Origin of the sequence: Corynebacterium sp. Marseille-P4611 (genome assembly GCF_916618765.1) — a bacterium.
Lineage (GTDB): Bacteria > Actinomycetota > Actinomycetes > Mycobacteriales > Mycobacteriaceae > Corynebacterium > Corynebacterium marquesiae.
This window is the reverse complement of record NZ_CAKAKD010000001.1, coordinates 1,433,696-1,453,224: the sequence shown is the minus strand read 5'-3', so window position 1 is coordinate 1,453,224 and position 19,529 is coordinate 1,433,696. Positions and strand designations below refer to the sequence as shown.

The 19,529-nt window shown below is 51.0% G+C and carries 12 protein-coding genes, 1 tRNA gene and 1 pseudogene; 2 read left to right on the top strand and 12 right to left on the bottom strand.

Annotated elements, in window-relative coordinates:
- Positions 1-658 precede the first annotated feature (658 nt).
- Positions 659-1,603, bottom strand: coding sequence for a UTP--glucose-1-phosphate uridylyltransferase (locus tag LG376_RS07030; RefSeq protein ID WP_225746631.1), 945 nt, complete (start codon positions 1,601-1,603; stop codon positions 659-661).
- A gap of 61 nt (positions 1,604-1,664) precedes the next feature.
- Positions 1,665-1,738 (bottom strand) — tRNA-Ile (locus LG376_RS07025).
- A gap of 250 nt (positions 1,739-1,988) precedes the next feature.
- On the opposite strand from LG376_RS07025, the gene wecC reads away from it, so the two are divergent.
- On the top strand, positions 1,989-3,242 hold the full coding sequence (gene wecC / locus LG376_RS07020) for a UDP-N-acetyl-D-mannosamine dehydrogenase (protein ID WP_225746630.1): 1,254 nt from the start codon (positions 1,989-1,991) through the stop codon (positions 3,240-3,242).
- Positions 3,243-3,347: 105 nt separating this feature from the next.
- Here wecC and LG376_RS07015 read toward each other — a convergent pair whose 3' ends face one another.
- The 9 genes and pseudogenes from LG376_RS07015 to LG376_RS06975 form a co-directional block, all read right to left on the bottom strand.
- The gene (locus tag LG376_RS07015) at positions 3,348-4,178 is read right to left on the bottom strand and encodes a hypothetical protein (RefSeq protein WP_225746629.1); all 831 of its coding nucleotides are present in this window, start codon (positions 4,176-4,178) and stop codon (positions 3,348-3,350) included.
- Entirely contained in the window at positions 4,168-5,415 is a 1,248-nt protein-coding gene (locus tag LG376_RS07010; RefSeq protein ID WP_225746628.1) for a glycosyltransferase, read from the bottom strand. Before LG376_RS07010 ends, LG376_RS07015 begins: the two co-directional genes overlap by 11 nt.
- Positions 5,416-5,433: 18 nt before the next feature.
- On the bottom strand, positions 5,434-7,572 hold the full coding sequence (locus LG376_RS07005) for a glycosyltransferase (protein ID WP_225746627.1): 2,139 nt from the start codon (positions 7,570-7,572) through the stop codon (positions 5,434-5,436).
- A gap of 425 nt (positions 7,573-7,997) precedes the next feature.
- A pseudogene (locus LG376_RS07000) lies at positions 7,998-8,783 on the bottom strand (ABC transporter ATP-binding protein); the annotation flags it as partial.
- A gap of 164 nt (positions 8,784-8,947) precedes the next feature.
- Positions 8,948-9,880, bottom strand: coding sequence for an ABC transporter permease (locus tag LG376_RS06995; RefSeq protein ID WP_225746625.1), 933 nt, complete (start codon positions 9,878-9,880; stop codon positions 8,948-8,950).
- A 116-nt stretch (positions 9,881-9,996) separates the two neighbouring features.
- Entirely contained in the window at positions 9,997-12,084 is a 2,088-nt protein-coding gene (locus tag LG376_RS06990; protein ID WP_225746624.1) for a glycosyltransferase, read from the bottom strand.
- Positions 12,085-12,736: 652 nt separating this feature from the next.
- Positions 12,737-14,035 (bottom strand): glycosyltransferase family 4 protein, encoded by a 1,299-nt coding sequence (locus LG376_RS06985; RefSeq protein WP_225746623.1) that lies wholly within the window; start codon positions 14,033-14,035, stop codon positions 12,737-12,739.
- Between the two features lie 116 nt (positions 14,036-14,151).
- A complete protein-coding gene (locus LG376_RS06980; protein WP_225746622.1) occupies positions 14,152-15,366 on the bottom strand; it encodes a glycosyltransferase in 1,215 nt (404 codons plus the stop codon).
- 3 nt (positions 15,367-15,369) lie between these two features.
- Entirely contained in the window at positions 15,370-17,160 is a 1,791-nt protein-coding gene (locus tag LG376_RS06975) for a glycosyltransferase (RefSeq protein ID WP_225746621.1), read from the bottom strand.
- Between the two features lie 212 nt (positions 17,161-17,372).
- Between LG376_RS06975 and LG376_RS06970 the strand changes: the two genes are divergently transcribed.
- Positions 17,373-18,224 (top strand): hypothetical protein, encoded by an 852-nt coding sequence (locus LG376_RS06970; RefSeq protein ID WP_225746620.1) that lies wholly within the window; start codon positions 17,373-17,375, stop codon positions 18,222-18,224.
- On the opposite strand, the gene LG376_RS06965 is transcribed toward LG376_RS06970, so the two are convergent.
- Positions 18,212-19,249 carry a hypothetical protein gene (locus LG376_RS06965; RefSeq protein WP_225746619.1) on the bottom strand — a complete coding sequence of 346 codons (1,038 nt, stop codon included), beginning with the start codon at positions 19,247-19,249 and terminating at the stop codon, positions 18,212-18,214. The genes LG376_RS06970 and LG376_RS06965 overlap by 13 nt on opposite strands.
- Between the last annotated feature and the right edge of the window lie 280 nt (positions 19,250-19,529).

Here is a 19,529-nt window from a genome sequence, read left to right as displayed (position 1 = left end):
CCTCCCGTGGCTGCTTGGTGCGGTTTGTAATAAGACGCTACCAGCGTCTGCTGGGGTAAGGCAGGAGACGAAACCAACTTATAGACACGGACAAGCACCCCAACCAAGGACAATGAATAAGACCGGCCAATTGTGATGCTTGAAGCCTTGCGACCTTTAGGCTCCTTCTCTTTAACGTGACCGGCTTCGGCAATTTCTGCGCCACGCAGACACCCCCGCCTTCGCCCCGCTCACCAACGAGTCCCTTGCCACCGCCTTGCTTGCCGACGCCCCATCTAACCACCCCACCCCCGCGTGGAGCAGACCAACGTGGATGAATCGGAAATGCACAACTTCAGCAAGGCATCCATGCCACTGAACCCCCGGACACCACCCCACCGCTTCCCACACGAGCGCTACGGCACCGTCTCACCGAAGACAGTAGTGCTGCAGGAGTTCGTTCGGACTGGGCTAAAAGGGGCGGGCGCTTGGCGACGCCCTCTGCTCACCGCTCTACCCCAATCCTGAAACCGAGATTGCCCGCACTTCCGCGCCTTCACTCGAGCCAATTCACCTTTTGGGTCGGACCTTGCAGACATTGCCAGGGCGCTTCTGCCCAGTCCAAAAGTTCGATTAAGTGTGCTGCAGCTCAAATGATTCGGTGATTCGATACTAATCGTTAGCCCAACGCCGGCCGGTACTTTTCCATAATCGCTTCCAGGTCATGGAACAACGCCGCGCCATACTTCGGGTGACGGAGGCCGAATTCAACGCTGGCAGGGATGAAGCCTGCTGGGTTACCAAGGTCGTGGCGAATGCCATCGTGGACAACGACGTGGACGGGGTGTCCCTCGGAAATGAGCAGATCGATCGCACCCGTAAGCTGCAGCTCTCCGCCCTTGCCTGGTTCGATGCGGCGTAGGGCGTCGAAAATCGCGCGATCCAACAGATAACGACCAGTAGCGACCAAATTCGACGGAGCGTCCTCAGCCGCTGGCTTTTCCACCATGCCTACGACCTTCTTTACGCGGGCGTCGTCAGTAGCCTCAATATCGAACACGCCATAATTAGATACATGTGCAGGGTCCACTTCCACTGCCAACAGAACGGAACCGCCCTTCTCCTGACGTGCCCGAATCATTTCGCCCATAGCTGCAGTCGGCTCAATGACGTCATCTGGAAGCATGACAGCAAAGAAGTCTTCATCGTCATCTAGAACAGACTCGGCCAAACCTACAGCATGTCCTAGGCCTAGAGGCTTCTCCTGAGTCACTGCAACTGGATGGATAATTTTCGCCGCACGTTCTACCTTCGCCGCCTGCTCATCTTTGCCCCGTGCACGGAGAATCTCAACGAGCTCAGGGAACTCATCAAAGTGACGCGTAACCTCGTCTTTGCTAGGCGACGTCACAATCGCCAGCCTCGAAGCGCCTGCCGCTGCGGCTTCTTCCGCGATCATCTCGATGCCAGGCGTATCAACCACAGGAAGAAGCTCCTTTGGAACAGTCTTCGTTGCCGGAAGGAATCGCGTTCCCATACCTGCAGCGGGGACGACAACGGTTCGAATTCCCGCTGTTTTCGTCGTTGGTTGAACAGCGGTGTCAGTGTGCTCCAATTTTTCCATACGCTAAACCTACACGTTTAGACCTCGAACAATGGGCAAACGAGGTCAATGAAAGATGTTGTGGAGCCACCGGGGCGCGAACCCGGGACCAGCGGATTATGAGTCCGCGACTCTAACCGACTGAGCTATAGCCCCCAAACGCCGATCAAGCCGACGCTTTAAAGACATGCTACATCAGGCTATTCGTGGCCAATTCCATTGCCTCGAGGTTGCCTTCCCCAGGCACTGCCTCCCGAAAGTACATGCTCAGCGGTGTGACCCACTGAACAATTGGTAAGAATAATTTATTCCCGCTACTTTCATTGCAAACTAGATCCCGAATCCCTCAAACCTCGTACAATCATATTTAGTTTCAACCCAACCAGTCCCCCTTAGGAGAGTATTGATGTCCAGTCTTAATGTGGCGTTCGTCGGCCTTGGCTATATCGGATTGCCCACCGCAGTCGTCATGGCCAACTCTGGGGTGAACGTGGTCGGCGTTGATGTCAATGCGGTGAATGTAGAAAAGATCAATCGCGGTGAAGTCACAATCGTCGAGCCAGGCTTGCAGGAAGAACTCACTGCAGCGCTCGAGTCTGGCCGCTTCCGCGCCACCACGGAACAGGTTCACTCTGACGTCTACATCATTGCGGTTCCTACCCCCTTCACCGACAACTATGACGTCGATATGAAGTACATCTATTCGGCCGCAGAAGCGATCGCCCCTCAGCTGGTCGGTGATGAACTTATCGTGCTCGAGTCCACCTCTCCTCCGCAAACCACTGCAAAGATGGCACAGCGCATCTTGGAGTGCCGACCTGACCTCGTTGCAGATGGTTCTGAGAACCCAGACACCAAGCCGGTTATCTATTTCGCGCACTGTCCTGAGCGCATTCTTCCGGGCTATGCAATGGAAGAGCTGCGTACCAATGACCGAATCATCGGCGGCCAAACCGCTGAGGCTACTCGCCGTGCAACCGAAATCTACGCCACCTTCTGCAAGGGCGAGCTACTTGCTACCAACGACGTAACTGCAGAAATGGCAAAGCTCACCGAGAACTCCTTCCGCGATGTCAATATCGCTTTTGCGAACGAGCTTTCGCTCATCTGCGACAAGCTCGGCATCGACGTATGGGAGCTCATCAACCTCGCCAACCACCACCCACGCGTGAACATCTTGCAGCCTGGCCCGGGTGTCGGTGGCCACTGCATCGCCGTCGATCCGTGGTTCATTGTCGCGGCAGACCCCGAGAACTCGAAGCTGATCCACACCGCACGCAAGGTAAATGACGGCAAGCCTGCATGGGTTATCGACAAGGTCAAGAAGGCAGTGGAAGAATCCAACGCTTCCAATATTGCGGTCTTCGGCCTGGCCTTCAAGGCAGATATCGACGACCTGCGCGAGTCCCCGGCTCTTAACATCGCCGTCGATCTCGCAGAGGAGCTTAAGGATAAGCAGATTCTTGCTGTTGAGCCGAACGTCTCCGAGCTTCCAAAGCGACTCAAGGGCTTCGATAACGTCGAATTGGTCAGTTACACCGACGCTCTCGAGCAGGCCGACGTCTTCGCCCTGCTCGTCGATCACAAGGAGTTCAAGGCACTTACCATTAACCAGTTCGAAGGCAAGAAGGTAGTCGATACAAAAGGCCTGTGGCGATAGCTGACCGTGATTAGTTAACGTATCTTCTGTATTGAAGAAAAGTAGGCATATGTTTAGGGCTAATTGGTTGTCAATTAGCCCTAAACATATGCCGTTAAACCCCGTCTAGACGGAAGCAGCGTTTACGAACTTACGGATATATCTCAGCGTCTCTTCCCTGGTAGGAGGGTTATGACCGAGTTTCGAGTCTGAATATAGCCAAATCTCGAACGGATTCTCGAACTCTAGGCTGCCCTTCACACATGCGGTCAGATGATTAAAATCCCTGAACATATCCTGACGAGATGATGCATTCATAAGCACGTAACACTCGGGAGTCCGTTGCTCTAAACTCATCATCACTAACGCGTCGAGCCTCTCCGGATATTTCTCCAGAGCTTCTTCAACGCTCGCAGTGCCTAGTCCGGCCCATAATGCATTCTCAACTGCGCGTTCAAAAAAATCAGTAATTCGGATCTGAGGATTAATAGCTAAAGCTGCAGAATTCCTATCCTTGGTAGCCAGAAGGATTGACTGGAAACCTCCAGCCGAGCTTCCGAAATAGAGTGTCTTATCCCCAATCAAAGCCTCTGCTGCATTAAGTCCGGCGCGAATCGCGTCAACACATTGCAACATAGCTTGAATTCCGTGCTGCTCAACACAACCAATACCCCAACCAAGGCCCACTACGTCGCTGAAGCGCAATGTTGGATCGCAAATAAACAATGAATGATAACCAAGTTCCTCTGCCCACGAAGAACGCTGAAAAATGGGTAACGCAGAACGTGTGCGATCGACCGCACCGTTCAAATGGACAAACAGAGGAAGCTCACGATCAAACAAACCACATACTAAACGCAGATCGACTTCAAGCCCAGATTCAAAGGCAACAGTAAAATCATACGTCTGTTTCGAAGCAAACTTCTGACGAGCTAGGTTGTTTATACTAATCAGCACTTAGACTAGCTCCTCGTGTCTTAACGAACTCGAGAAAAACAGTTTCGTTAGCAAGTCCTTTCGAGTGCCAGAAAATCAATTTTGGTTCTCTTTGAGTCAATTCCGGTTCAACCACCACGCGCTGTTGAACCAATGCCTCAACGGGGAATCCGATAACCAAAATGTCTTTGCCATATTTCTTCCAGCGAGACTTGCTTTCGTCGAAATCTCCCGGGATGCCTTCGTCAAAGCGCAGGCCCATGAATACGCGCTCGCCAGGAACCGCGTTTGGCAACCGGATAGCAAACTCAACTTCTTTGAACTCCCTGCCTCCGCGGAACTCGAGTTCAGTAATTTCGGTCCCAAGTTGCGTAGCTTGAGTTTCACTCATTCCTCGAGCATCAAACACGACGTCCTCTTCTTTCTGAAGGGAGCGCGCAATTACGGGAAACGCGTCAGAGAATGCACCAGTGCTTGAAGCTAATGGAAGTTGTTGCTGCTCACGAAAAATACGTCCGATTGCCTCGGCATAGCCACCTCGTTGATGTCCGTCTTGGTTCGGGTGCAACATCGTAATGAAGTTCGTCGATCGACTGTCCAAAATCGTCGGCGCCCACTTGTCGATTTGGGCATGATCTTGACGCGGCGGCTCGATAAATCGACCGGATTCAGAATCGAAACTACAAATATACATTTGACCGACTGAGGTTTTTGGCCGGTACAGTTCACGCAGGTCCCACAACGAACCGTCCATATACACCGTGGTATATCCCCGACCGAAAGACAATACATAACCAGCGTGTTCAGGGGTGACATACGGCTCAGCCATTTTGAAGAAGTCTTTACCGAGAATGTCATCATCATCGAGACGATACCAGGCAAAAGAAACCAAGCCGCGTTCGTTTTCTAGGCGCTCTTTAGCCGCTCGATTAATAAGTTCAGAATGTTGAACTTGAGAATCGTTTACGTAAAGCTCCAAGAAATCATACTTCTCGGCTAGAGCTCTGAGGTGGGTCTGATACTTTTCTGGTAGGGAGCTTGAATACTGAACAAAATGCACCACATGATGGTCTTCAGCAGCTAAAGCAAGCTGTGGAACCGACAAGTTCTCAAAAATGTCCATTCTCGGCCCTAATCGCTCGTCAGCATAAAGAGCCTTCATATACTCGTCCTCGGACTTTGAACGAGCCAAATTCCAACTCATTGAATTTGGAATGTAAAGCGAGAACCTAGTCTGACCAATAAAAAGCGTTTTCATTCTTTACCTTTTACGAACCTACACAGAAATTTGGTCAAGCGCTTGACCGATATACTTCATTTCGCCTGTACCAAAGAGCAAATCATCGGAAGCCGCCCAAGTATGGCTTTCTTTCTCGGCCAACCTGGTTACAGAAAAGTTGAATCGATCTGTGCTATATATTCTTCCGCCCTTCTCGAGAATCGCAGTCAAAAAGTCACTATCTTCCCCTCGTTTACCGTTCGGGAATGGGGTGTCGACAAATGTTTCTTTACGCGCCATAATTGTCGCGCCACGAACGAATTGTGAATACTTATGTTCCATATTTGGCATTGTCAAAACGGTCATGTCGCTGCCCTGGAAATAGATATATGACGCTGCTTTTCCGACCACATCAGCCTGGGAAAACTGAAGGCTGTTATACATGTCCTCGAGATAATATTCGCCATACCAATCATCATCATCCATGCGAGCGATGACATCGCCCGTGGCAGCGTTGATCATAGCGTTTAGATTGTCAGCAAGAGTAGCCTCTGCAGGGGCCGACAGTACAACAACGCCCTCGATTTCGTATTTTTGCTTAAGGTTTTGCAGCTCAGTCTCTGATAAAGCGAATCCATGGCAAGCAACCAATAGTTCCTTATCGCGGAAAGACTGCCGTGCAAAATTTTGGAAAATATTGTCTACATTCTCAGGGCGGATAGTAGGACTGATCACAGAAATTCGCTCTGGAACTTCGCTGACTTCGATTCCACAAGTATTAAGGATTTCGACAGCACGTGTACGATACGTATGATTCTTCCACGTATTTCGTTGCGCCAGATGTACTTTTCTTTCGCGAAAATCTTTAGAACGAATCAAAATCCTGAGCTTCTGATACGCCTCTTGTTCATCGCGGACAACGGTAATTTGTTTATTCGGGTAGAACATCTCAATTGCCGGAGTATAAGGCGTGACGACTGCAGCACCACAGGCAGTGGCTTCCAAAATTCGGCGAGCGCACATGCTGGGTGACCCGACTACCGAATTAACATTCAGCACGGTTTTGTACGCGTGATATGCCGTAAGCATTGAAGGATACGGAAGTGATCCCCTCACGTGACTATCATAAGGCGATGGAAATTGGTAGTTGGGATCTGTCCCCAGTTGTCGAGAGAAAATATCAAGTCCAAATTTGGATGCTGCTGGGAGCAAGAAATCCATTTGGGCGCGACGTTCAGGGTACTTATGCCTAAAGTACATACCACCGAAAACTACGTCCCTCGAACGCTCCACGCCTTTCACGTGCGCTGGGTTATGGATCTTGGGTTGTGCTGCAAACGGAAGCACTTTAATTCGGTTGTGCCCGAGAGCTCTCTTGTAGTCATCGACTTTGTTGACGTCCGTAGTAAATATGTAGTCAAATAATGCTGCAGAACGCAGGAAGTCTTCGAAGTGTGGCGGATCTTCCTTATTCCAAAAAGCTGTTGGAATACCACGCTTCTTACATTCTGCTACTAGCTCTTGAATCTCTGGTCGCGGCGCCAGAGAACCTGTGAGCTGGTAGCGCCACTCCCCGGAATTTCCTTCCCAAGCGCTTTCAACAAAGAGAAGATCAACGTCATTTTCGTCTAATTGTTTCAACCAGTTTTCTTTGGTCGGCTGAATCTGATTCCACTCAAAAGAAAAAGCATTGGCAGTAAAATCGTCGGCGATTACCATTACGGTTTTGGGGAATCTGTCTGACTTGTCAGCGGGCTCAGGGATCGGTGGAAACTTCACCTTTTGCGGAGGATTTTCAACCTCCCGCGCCTGCGACGAAGCAGCCAGCTGAACGACTTTACCGCTTTCAACCAACTTGCGTACATTAGGCGCCATTTTTCCGACGGAGCCTGCAGTATTTCTGATAACAGGATTCAGAAGCTTGATTTTACGAGCAGAATCGGAAATTTGGCTATTTTGTTCCAAAAGGACAGCCTCGCTTCTCGATGCAGTGTGTACCGCTTTAATAGATGCGTTCATTCCGCGGATCGCAACAAGAAAAATCCCAAGCACCGTTGCTGAATACAGAATTACGCAAAGTAGTAGCAGCCAGTGTGTACCGGTAAGCAAATACCCTACTGTTGCCGTAGCACTCCCTAGTGCCAAGGACACCGCAATAAGCATTTGGAACTGTTGCTTTAAGAGCATTGTTTTCATTTCGACCTCTTTACGCCCTATCCCAACGATAGTGTCGCCTTTCGCCTATATTTTCGCAGATAGTCAGCGCAACGTTTTTCATAGAAGAGAAACCATCCAAACCAGTTTACCGTTTTCACCGGAAGCATTTCTGCCAATTCAGATGTAATCCTCAGAGGCCTCGGCAGTATTTAGATGGTTTATTCCGAGTTAAAGGAGCATTACGTTTAGCACGAATGATTTGAAGTTTACTACAAGCTACCTGTGTTCGCTCATTTGTAAACGCAATATCCATCGAAGAAAGTTTGGCTAGTATCCTTGAAAAGCCGGAAGGCGAGACTTAATCCGAGTAGCTTAATTTCCTGTGCCATTGCAATAGCAACACGGCGTGAAGAACCGTATTTCATAAGCCTTAGTCTCTTCGCTACACATTGTCCTTGCAACTGTTAGCGGTGTCTCCCGCCCCTGTAAAATCGTTTATCCCTGCGATGTTTTGGCGACCGTTTCCTTTGATTCAATTTAGTAGGTTGCACAGCTCGCGCGGTTTGGTTCGGTGCTCTAGTTTGCTCAAGAAGCACTCGGGGTGGATCATAAGCAGCAATAACTTCTTCTAAATAGTCAAAACCTGGTTGTTTGTCAGGTTTGCCCATCAACCGAGCCCATTCGTGATACTTCGGCGCGACGACGTCGGTCGGACCATCCGCGATGATGTGGCCTTTATTTATCCATATACATCGCTTGCAGTTCTTTTCCACATCTGAAATCGAGTGTGAGACCAAGAAGAGGTTGCCAGCGCGATCAAGCAATTCGCTCATACGAGCCGAAGCTTTTGCTGCGAAGGCGGCATCGCCGGTTGAAAGTGCTTCGTCGATGAGAAGAATCTCAGGCTTAATCGCCGTAGAAATTGCAAAAGCAAGGCGCGCACCCATACCCGACGAATAGGTTGACTTTGGACGATTAATTGCGTCCCCGAGCTCCGTCCATTCAGCAATAAGTGGAATCTGCGCTTTAGCTTCCTCAGGTGTCATTCCCAGAGCCAAACACCCCACGTAAATGTTCTGTGCACCGGTAAGGCCACCCTGCAGTGCAGGAGCCACACCCATCAGCGTTGGTGTAGACGAAGTAAGCACCTGCCCTGAAGTCGGGGCTTGGCCACCCGCGATGATTGAAAGGAGCGTAGATTTACCCGAACCGTTTAGGCCAATAATGCCAACAGATTCGCCCGGTTTTACCACCAAGGAAGCATCGACCAGAGCATCGACAACTTGGTCTTGTTTGCGTGTACGCACCACAGAGGCATCATCCGAACGCGATTGCGAAATCACGTATCGCTTGCTTACCCGATTAACAACTACGTTGGCGTCTTCAATGTAACTGATATCCACGAGGTGCCTTCCTAGGTCAATCGGACGTATCGGTCTTCGGCCTGCCAGAAGAACAGGAACCCAACTGCAAATAGTCCAAAGGTCCAGGCGCACAGCGAACCCCACTCGCTAAGGGACGGAATGGTGTCGTAGATAGCGACGTTACGTACTGCGCTTAGGAACTCATACGCCGGATTGTGACTCATGATCTGCTTCACCGTAGGCGTATGATCAAAACGGTCAAGCGTAAACATGACGCCTGACAAGAAGAACCAAGCCTGCGTAACCAATGGCACTACTGCTTTAACATCAGGAATTTGTGCGCCCACGCGGGCCGCTATCATTAATAACCCACAACCGAAAATGTGGATCATTATGAACAACGGAACAACGAAAACCACTTTCCAAGAAGGCACCGTATGCCATTGGAGTAGCAATGCGACGACAATCGAAACAGCAGCAGGAATCAGGTTATCGATTGCTGAACGAAGCGTTTGCGAAAACGCCAACGAAGCTGTTGGAAAGTTGAATGCACGGATCATAGCCCGATTTGAGGGAAGCAAACTTGTGCCTTGAGACAGCAGGCCCGACATCATTGGCATAAAAGTAGTGCCAATGAACAAGTAACCAACAAAGTTAGGCACACCGCGTGATGTCTTGAAGAGAACACCAAACAAAAAGCCGTAAAAGACAACGTTAAGCAATGGGTTGATAACTAGCCAGAGCTTCCACAAACGATAATCACGCGTCGTACGAAGCGCCTTTGAACGAGCATCTGCCCAGATAAAATGTCGGCGCTCCCATAGCTGGAGCACATAGTCTTTCAGCGATGGACGCGTCTGAAGCGGTGTCAGTCGCCCCTTTTCAACGATAATTACTGGACCGTCGTGACTTTCGATCTCTTTAATCCGCTGCTGGGTTTCGGCCTGACGCGAACGCTGCGAATTGGATAGGTTGTGCTTCATTCGTCACCGATCCTTTCGTTCGTTGTAGGGGTCGACTATGCACGATCCGTGCTCGCACTTGATAGAACTCTTAAGATGATACCCGCGAAGCGTTAGCTTAGGCCTAACCGCAAGCATTATTGATCCATCCCCGTTTCGATGATTGTTCGCAGCGCACTAACGACCGAAGAAAAGTCATCGGCTCCTGAGCGATAACGCATCCGTTGCTTCGAAAGCGGCGAGTCCTTAGTAAGAATTCCCCAAATTGGAGCTCCCGCGCCCGAATAATCTGCAAACTTCGAAGGCAAGAACGGATTTACCGCAAAATCAGTGCCTGATACATCAGTGTCGTTAACAAGTAGAGCGTCGAATTTCTGTGCAAGGTTTAGGAATTCCAAGTACGGCAAAGCCGCATTGACTATTACTTGCTCTGGTGCCCCTAATGCCCAGAGCTGTGCCTGCGCTTTCTCTGGATTTGGACAAAAGATATGCAGACGAACAACCTGACGGAGGTCTTCAGGTAGAGCCGCGATCGCCTTCACAACGTCACCAACACCGCGATTTTCATAGAAGGATCCGAAGTATCCCACATGTACGCGGTGCTCCTCCACCTTATATTCCGACTGCACAAGTTCGTACAAGCCGAAATCGGGCTGCGATTGAGCCAAGACCGTCGACTTAGAGAGGAATTGCTCTCTCAGGTGTTGTGGATACGGTGCCAACATCAGTTCTCGCTGTATTTCATTGGTGAAGACCAAGGTATCGGCAGCGATGAACGTTGCAGCTTCAGTCAAAGCAAAATGCGAATCTAGCGATTGCATATCAATTCCAGCGCGTGAGACCAGTCGTCGCAACCTCATGGTTACGGGATGCGGAGAGATCTTTCCCTTGCGCTGCTGCCCTTGCGCGTCAAGGCGCATGGGATCTGAAAACTCTGCTTCCCAAGTAACGGACGGATGCCTAAGTTTAAACAAAACGCCTGCGACATGGGAGCCCGACCACATCGACCGGGAATACATTGATTGATAGCCACCCTGCTTTCGCGAAAGCTTAGAAGCACGACGAGCTGCGTGAGTGGCGAACGAGCAAATCAAAAACCAATTGCTAAACGACGGCGTGACGTCTAGGACTTCGCGATGCCCAACGAATTGCTCCACCATCAACAACGAGCTGGAGTCAATGCTTCTTACCTTGGACATGTTGGCAGAGAAGACATCAACGAGCTCGCCTTGCTCACGAATTCGTTTTGAAGCAACGTTGCCGGCGGTATCTGCAAACGGGGGGAAACAATAAGAGAACACGACACGGGACGCAGCTTCCGCGCGCAACCCAGCCCAAGGCAGTCCAGATACTCCAAGCTCAGTCGCCAGCTTGATCGCATCGCCAGTGTGCTCCGGAAAGCGCGTCAGATAGTCTCGGACAAACGAAAACTGGGCGTCGACAAGCGCATTGCGCGCTATAGTCGTGGGAGCTTGGTCATAAGGACGGGCCGCCGGACGAATCCTAGAAATACATTCGAGCCTTTGCCGCACCGCAAAGTCAAAGTCGATTTTTTGACGAGACACCGAATTCGGAGTCATCGTGCGGAGATAGCGAGCACCGTTAAGGTCCGAAGGAATCCGGAATGCGAGTGCAGGAAAGTCAAGGAACTGGGAAAAGAAGACGACATCTTCCCCTGACCGAAGATCTTCTGCAAAACGCAAACGAGTGGCAACCTCGATGGGAAACACTTTCGAAGCATTAAACCCCAGCAACCACGGAGCAGCGTGTAGAGAGACAGTCTTTCCTCGCAGCCCCATGATTCGAGCATCCAAAGAATTTGAAGCAAGAGCGGTACCGTCCGAATCGACGTCTTGAATTCCTACAACCGCAATGGCCGCAGGTCCACACGCAGACCAAGCTCGCTCTAAATACTGCGACTCCAGCGCATCATCATCGTCGAGGAAAGTTACATATGTACGGGACGCGAGTGTCAGACCGAGGTTGCGGGCCCGACCCGCCCCATTGCGCTTGGAAACTACGCACACAACTTCAATTTCAGGATGCGCTGCCCGAAAGCTCTCCACGATGGTGCGCGAACGATCGGCTGCGCCATTTAGCACGACGATAAGCTCAATGAGTGAATCAGACAAGGTCTGCGCCGCAACGGATTCGAGGCTCCGAGCAAGGGTTTCGGAATTATTATAGGAAGGAAGAATCAGACTGATCCCTGGTGTACGGGTCATCGAATTTTCTCCAGAATCTTGTACAGCGTAACCACGACCTGCTTTGGCAGACGTTGCTTGAGTGGCTTGGCCAGAGGGGCAATCTTCAAGATGAGCTGACTTCTAATGCTCGGGAGCGCATCTGCTTGGTTCGCAGTGCCCCTGCCCTGGCAGGCACTAGTTTGCTGCTCTCTGAAAGGAGAGTGGAACAACTGTAGCGACTGAGAGAGAATTTCTTCGCGTGTATCTGCCAAGTCTTCAGAGCATGTAGTGTGTTTTTCCAGTTTGAGCCATACGCAGTCTCCTGCTCGAGAAGCACCATAAATGACAAGGGTATCTTCTCGTGCGAGGGCGGCATTTAAGATGCCAGCAGTTGTGGGCCCTGCGGCGGGCAAGAGCCAATACGCATCCACGCCGGTAGCGCTTAGCCATCTTTCGACCGTCTTCGTGGCCTCATCATTGGGATGCCCGTCAATGCTCGAAGGGCCAGAGCCTAGGACGAGAAGTCGGTCTCCCTGTTTGGGTGAATGTGGAACATCATTTGGGGAAGAAAGTACACTCACCTCGCTTCCGATTGCCCCTAAGTGGACTGCGAGTGAATCATCGAATTTGAGGAGCCATACGTGTTGTTCTGTAGGAATAACCTCGGTTTCTCTCATTGAGCAAATGCGCATTAGTCCTCGCTTGCGATGCCAGCGATAAAGTCAAGTAGCCGTTGTGGAACGACTTCATCGCGCTCATTTTTTACCCAGTTCTTCCCTGCCCTGTTTGTATTTAGCAGGGAGCGCTCGGCCGATAAGTGAGCCCACAGTTCAGCAAGCTCCTCCGGCGCTTCAGGAGTAACAACGTGGCCGGCGTCCAGGTCCTCAATTAGGTCCGCGCACTCGCCCTCCACTGCAGCAGAGATGTGCAATCCTATACTCATAAGCTCATAGGTCTTTGAAGGAATGGTACGAGTAAGCGGCTCCCACCCTGCCAGATGAACAAGTGCCGTATCCGCCCATTCATAGTGTTCTTCAAGATCCTCTGCTGCGGCGCGGTGTCTAAATTCCACGTCCACGCCGAGCTTCTCGGCTAGATCGTGCAACTCATTCCATGCAGCTCCATCGCCAACAAACCTGAGCTTTACTGGCACTCCAGTATCTTGTGCCAAACGGGCAGCTTCAAGAGCATTGCCGAGTTTTTGGGCGCGGCCGAGCGTCCCTGCGTAAAGGACCCGCAGAGGTTCGGTGTTTTCTTGTACGCCTCGTTTTCTATAAGTCGTACGTGGTGGAAACACGTTGCGGATCGTTGTCATCGACTGCGTCGAAGACTCGTGCTCGATGCGGAGCCATTCTTCGAGCCTTTCCGAGGTCGTGATGATTCCGTCAGCCTTCTTCAGCACACGGTTCATTGCTTGTTCGGTAAGCCAAGACAACGACTGTAAAAATCCGTGGCGGGCGATTCGTTCTCGCAGTGAAGGTGCTCCAGTGGCTGAATTCCAATCATCGCTGACATTTAAGAGCGCAGGCCACGCATCACGAAGATCGATGACATAAGGCTTTCGGTACTTCTTCGCAATTGCGCGAGTCACCACCGAGGTAGGCAAAGCTGGCACTGTGCCGATAACCAAATCAGGAGAATAGTGTTTTAGTTCTTTAGGAATACGAACCGGAAACACCATCATCGACAATGCGACTGCGGCCTGGTTGAGGATACGACTGCTCAAAGAACGCCCTACTGGGAAGTACCCAGTTCGAACAACCGTCTCCTCGTTGGGCCCTTTTTCAAGTTTAAAGCGGTTCCACGGTCGCGCCGATTGCAACCATTCGCGTATGGAAACTGAACGCTCATAATGAGCTGGCGGGCAGACAACCACCACTTCATGACCATTGCGTTGCAAGATTCGAGTCAACCACGCCCATCGCCGCTGAGGTACACCATTTTCAGGTAACCAATACTGGGAGAGAACTAGGATCTTAATGATTCCCACCTCGCTCCATTGTTATATTTGCGGCACTCGAAACTCGCTCGAGTATATCAGAGCCGCTACTGACAGTACGCGATTACGACGGTCTACTAGCTTTCCTAAACTCACGGAGCGCTCTTCTATCTTTCTTTGATGAGGGCGACACTGTGGACCTTAAAAGGGATGCTATGCGCACCAAATGGCAGAAATTTCAGCCCGTGAAGCCGTACTCCTTCAGGCAAGAAGAAATCAATATTCGTGGTCGAAAGTCCAGGAACCGACTCCAGATAGCAATAGTGGCCAATGATTTTCCAGCGAGAATTACCAATGCCTTTAATGCGTAGGTCACGTGGAATCGCGTTTCCATTTTCATCCCGCAAGTCTAAGGACACGACAGCAGCCCGTGAGGCCGATCGAGCGGAAAATTCATGTTCCACTACCAATCGAACTTTGCGTAAAGGAACGGGAATTTCCAGACTATATGGCAAAACAACGCGCCGAGATTCCCCTTGGATGACCTGCCTTTCTCCTTGCTGCATTATCGCCGCCACATGCGGGAATTGCTGCTCCACAAAGTCTAAATCGCTAACCTCCGGCAACTGGGCCAAAGAGTTCATAATTTCCGACATGGATTGTTCTCCGCCGGTACGCAATCCGCTATCTTGCCCGACGTGATTCAAACGCACATAACTCAGAGCACGCGAATCCAGAATGACCGGCCCTCGCCGGTCCGCCATGTTATGTGCCCCGCTTCGAGGCTCAATCAACCGACCGTCTTCGCTGCGACGGCAAACGTCGAGCAATCCGAGCGAGTACATCGGCCAGTGGGAAAAGCGTAAAAATGAGATCTCCTCGGAATCATAAATTGCTTCGATTCCGAGTGGAAGGCTGACTACCATTCCGGCAAATGGCTCAGCGATATAAGGCGCCACGTTATTGAAATAGTCTCGGGCCACGACGTCGTCATCATCAATTCGATAGCGTCCGTACGTCTCCCCTACAGCCACATGCTGCTGTGCAATCTCATCTAAACTGCAGCCCCAATTACCGTCAGGCTGCTCATCCAAATAAACGAAGGGGAAACGCTCAGCCGCTTCGTGCAGTCCCTTCTTAAAACGTTCAGGTAGCGATTCCGAATAGGACACCACATGAATCAAATCGATCCCAGCTTGGACACGAGCATCATTAAGAGATGCCAAAGTTAACTCAGTAAAGAGTTTCTCACGCGTACGCAGACGTTCAGGATCATAGAGCTTCTTCTTATAGGCATTAACGCTGTCTTCACCTGCCGAAAGATGCCACGAGTTAGTTTCTGGCAAACATTGGCTGAACCGAGTGCGGCCGATAAAAAACACGTTTTATTCCTTTCCCACCAACACGTGGTCCGCGTGACAGCCGTAGCTAACGACACGCCCGCTGCGCTTCAACGCGTCGTCGTTAATGTCCCAAGTATGAGCGCCTTTACCTCGGTATTGGATGTAATTGAAGCGATCAGCTGAATAAATCCGACCACCAGACTCCTGGATATCCCGCAAGAACTGCGTATCTTCGCCCTTACCCAACTCCGCAAACGGGTGAGCTTCAAATACCGATTTCCATCCGGTCAGCGTAGCTCCAAGGACGAGATCTACCCAGGAGTGTTCATTCCACTCCTTGCGCAAGACAAGTTCGTTCGTCGACTCGAGGTAGAGATAAGCAGCTTGTTTGCCAACGATATCCGCTCCGGAAAACCGCAGTGCGTTAATTTGATCGTGCAGGTAGTACGGCCCGTAAATATCATCGTCGTCCATCTTCGCGACAATGTCGCCGTGCGCATGCGAGACAAGCTGGTTTAGACATGACCCCAAAGACTCAGTCGCAGGCGCATAAAAGAAGCGTACGGCGCCATAGCCATCTACGTCCACTACGTCCTCCGCGTGGAAACCATGCGTGAGTACCAATACTTCGTAATCCACCTCGCTTTGCCCAAGCGCTTGCTCTAATGCTCCGGCAAGGCGTTCAGGCCGGTTAGTCGAGATGATGACACTTGCAGAAACAGAACCAACTACACGAGTATCCGCCATAATTCCCACTGCCTTGAGAATCTTGGCGGCTCGATGCGTATATGTGTGTGCATCCCAAATGACTCGCTGCGCTCGATGAACTTGCTTAGCACGAGCCAGGTCAGAACGCACCGCGCTTTCGATGACGGCTGCAGCACGCTGTGTATCATTGACGGTGGTAATTTCCTGATGCGGGAAAAAAGAATCGATGCCCTGCGCGGGAGTACTAATTACCTGACCACCACAGGCTGCGATCTCTAAAACACGACGCGAAAACATCGTTGTACTGTCAGTAACGGTATTGACGTTTAAAAATACCTTGAAAGCGCGATATGCCGACAGCATCTTGGAATAAGGCAATGCACCGACCACCCAATCCGTCAAGGGCGCCGGAAACTGATATTTCTCATCGACGTCTTCGTTGCGGGAGTAGATAGTCAGGGAGCTATTGAGGTTTTCGCACGCCTCGGCTCCAGCGCTCAGGATAAGCCGTTGTGCCTCTCCGCGCTCAGGAAACTTTTCGCGGAAATAGGTGCCAGCAAAGCATACGGAACCGCGCCCATATTTAGTACGATCACCGTCGCGGATAGGACTATGAATAGCAGGCTGTACCGCAAAAGGAATAACATCGACATAAGAATCTGGAATTTCTTCTCGATATTTTTCTACGCTGTCTGCATCTGTGGTGAAGACGAAATCAAACAGCCTCGCTGACGCAATAAAGTCATCAAAATGAACAGGATCTTCCTTATTCCAGAACACCGTCGGGATTGCGCGCCTACGGCATTCTGCAACTAGTTCTTGAAGCTCCTCCGAGGGAGCTTGGCTGCCGACAACTTGATACCGCCAAGCACCACTATTTCCCTGCCAAGCCGACTCGACAAGCAAAAGATCGATTCCAGTTTCGACTTGCTCGCGCCACTTCTGGGGCTGCAAATCTACGGTGCTGAATTCATTTCCCCACGCCAAATGAGAGAAATCATCAAGAATAACTCCCACGGTCACAGCCTCGAAGGGCTTCTCTCGGCGGGTATCTACCGTGTATTCGGGAAAAGCGAGCGGATCAAGTCCCCGACGCTCGCTGCGCACAACATTCTGAAGTGCCACGCGGTCCTCCTCGTTCTCTGAGGACTCCAATCGCTTACGCTCCTCAAGCTCGAGGTATCGATTCAGTTGGCCTAAGCCACCGTGCCGAAAGTGCCAAAAGGCGGTACGCAGCTGCTTAACGTTCATGGTGCCTGTGTTACCTCAATTCTCGTCAAGATAGGCCCTGTTAACCATAGCCCTTCTGCAAAGAGGTGTGCACTAAGATTCGTGACATGGCTTTCGTAAGGAATTATTCACGCTACTCAGCCAACGTCGTATTGCATCGAAATTTCGACGCATTCCTCGACGAGCCCGTCCGTAGCGGAATTAATGTGATCGATTGTGGACAGACGCTATTAGAGCTGCATATTCAGGATCGCAATGCCGCTACTACTCTGGTCGTATTTCATGCGGCAGCAGACCTCTCACAGACATCCCTCCCGCTGTTTACTGGCGAGCGCCTTACTGAAGGATCGGAGGCAAACATCGTGTTTGTTTCCGATCCCACGCTCGAACGCGGCTGCGGAATTGGCTGGTTTACAGGAGATAATGACTGTAAATTCCAAGCAAAGCTAGTGGCAATCCTTCAAAAAGTGCAAAAGGATCTCGATGCATCGAACCTAATCTTTTACGGCTCCTCGGCCGGTGGCTTTGCAGCTTTGTATTATTCGCACCAATTCCCTAATTCTTTGGCAGTGGTATCGAACCCGCAAACAAACATCGCCGAATATCACGAAGCCGCTGTTAAGCAATACGCACAAAGAGTCTGGAAGAGTGACGATATTTCTAATGCCCTCGCGACAACAGACCTGGTGCCCCTTTACGCGAAGTCGTTTCCTAACTACGTCGCTTATCTCACCAACGAGAAGGATGAGTTCCATAACAGCCACCACCTAGCCCCCTGGGCTCAAGCCACGGAAGATTCCGCCGAACGTCGACGATTCCTTGTTGGCGATTGGGGCGATGGACACGCTTCTCCACCACTGTACGTCCTCAAAGGCGTAATCGACTTTGCTATCGCTGTAAACGGTGAATGGGAGGAGTTCTTCGCCGACGATGAGTTCTCGACTACTTACTCGCTTTGAGCAAGACCGAGAACAAACTGACGAACGTCTTCGCAGGCTTCTTCGTCTTTCGGTGTATACCGTTCAATGCCCGCCGCACGTAGTTGTTCCTCAAGTCGCGCCATGAGCGGAGCTGGATAGTTGCGATAAAGGCGCTTATCGGCGCGAAGCATGAATCCCAAGTCCAGTTCACGCGCTGCTGGCAGTAGCTTGTTTTCAGCGCCGCTCACCATGCAGGTTGCAAGGTCTGGTCGCCCAAGCCAGGCAACGGTGAGCGCACTTAAGTCAACAACAAACCTTTGGCCTACCTTGTACTGAGGCACTTCGGGATGAACCGGCGTCGGTAATGGCTCTCTGTCCAGACCTTCGAAAGTACGAAACGCCTCCACAAGAGCCCACTTTCGCACCTGTTTTTCCTCTCTCGGCCCCGCCAAAGAACTAAAAGATTCCGCGATAAGTTCTGGCGCGAAGTGTTCCAAGACCCTGACTGTTCCGACTTCCGATAGCCCCTGCGCCACTGGCGCATTTCTCAGACCAGCTGCCGCAAACGGAGGGAAGGTGGAATTGCGTTCATAGGGAGTGTTTCGTTGCAGTCGTGTCGATTCCAAAATGGCACCAAACGAGCAATAGGCCGCATTCAAAGAGTCGGCGGCCAAAATACTTCCCAAGCCCAAAAAGGACCAGGAGTTTTTACGTAGCGGGGTCTCTGTAATGTTCGTTTTGATGACCAATGGGTCAAACTTCTTGAAGAACTGTCGTTCCCGCGCAAACCGTCCCCCGAAATCAAGGGAGACCAGCTGGTGGTTTGCGGGCAAAAGATAGCGGGAGGCCAGTGAATCGAAACCACCTGAAAAATTCAGGATCACCTTGTTACGCAACTCTGACTGGCCAACATCCCTCAGGGAGGGTTCGCTAGTCCCCACGTGCGATTGAGCCTCAACCTCCGATTTAGTCCAAGCTTCGATTGCTTGTTGAGTTCCCGATGCAACCGGAAATGCAAACTTAATCCGATCAAACGCCGCTCCGCACAAAGTGGAGGCTGCCAATGCGAGTGCATCCCCACTGACTTCTAATGGCCTGCTAAAGCAAAATGCACATCCAGACGTCGCTCCGGCAGGCGCGACCGGACCGCCCGCATCAAACGCCCTGATACAGACTTGCGATACGTCAGGTTCGTCCGCAGCACGATGGCTTTTGAATCCCAACGCAACGGATCGAAGCAAATTTCACTAGGCATAACCCTAGATTAGCTAGATTTCTCTGCTTTCCGTGCACGACATTTCGAAGGCTTTAAAACGAAGATTAATAGGCGATCACCTGGCGATT